Origin of the sequence: Pseudomonas sp. PDM16 (assembly GCF_014851865.1) — a bacterium.
GTDB lineage: Bacteria > Pseudomonadota > Gammaproteobacteria > Pseudomonadales > Pseudomonadaceae > Aquipseudomonas.
This window is the reverse complement of the sequence record NZ_JACVAM010000022.1, coordinates 1-800: the sequence shown is the minus strand read 5'-3', so window position 1 is coordinate 800 and position 800 is coordinate 1. Positions and strand designations below refer to the sequence as shown.

Here is an 800-nt window from a genome sequence, read left to right as displayed (position 1 = left end):
CTGTCCATCAAGTTATGAATCGTCACAAGATCGAGGAAGGCCTCTAACAATGCGCTCAACTATCGCTCACTTCGTTCGCTGGACAGTCAAAAGCTGCGCTTTTGCCTGCCCGTTAGCTTAATCGTTATATGAAGACAGAACATGGACACTGATGAGCTCTTCCTAAAAGGCGATGAACTCTACGAGAAAGGTGATTTCGTAGGTGCGCTCTCAGCCTTCATGCAGGCAGCAAAGAAAGGAAGCACCTCCTGTATGACACGTGTGGCGTCAATGTACACATGTGGTGAAGGGGTCAATTGCGACTATGACAAAGCTATTGAGTGGGAGCTAAAAGCAATAGAGGGCGGTGAAATAACCGCCCTCGTCAATCTAGGCATTTCTTACCGAATAAAAGGCGACATCAGAAAAGCCAAATACTGGTTTGAGCGGGCCATCGAGTCTGGAGACGGCAGCGGCGCTTTGGAGCTAGCCAAACTCTACATGGTAAGCCCCAAAGAAACAGATAGAACGATTGAGTATTTAAACCTCGCTATCACCAGCAGCAATATGTGCGAGGCCGACATTGAAGAAGCACAAGAGTTACTATCCGAGCTGCGAGGCATCATATAACAATGCGCTCAACTGCCGCTCACTTCGTTCGCTGGACGTCCAAAAGCTGCGCTTTTGGCCGCCTGTTAGCTTAATCGTTAGGCGGCAAGAGCAAAGTCATGGTTGATGTCCGTGCCCAAGAACACAGCTGCCGCATCGCAGCGCCGGCACTGAATCGAATGGTGGCTTGGCAGTAAATGCCGTTATTTGTG

Annotated in this window: 1 protein-coding gene; it reads left to right on the top strand. The window is 49.5% G+C overall.

Translation table 11 applies throughout. The features are described 5' to 3' along the window. Positions 1-141 precede the first annotated feature (141 nt). Positions 142-609 carry a tetratricopeptide repeat protein gene (locus IB234_RS23775; protein ID WP_192322321.1) on the top strand — a complete coding sequence of 156 codons (468 nt, stop codon included), beginning with the start codon at positions 142-144 and terminating at the stop codon, positions 607-609. Positions 610-800 lie beyond the last annotated feature (191 nt).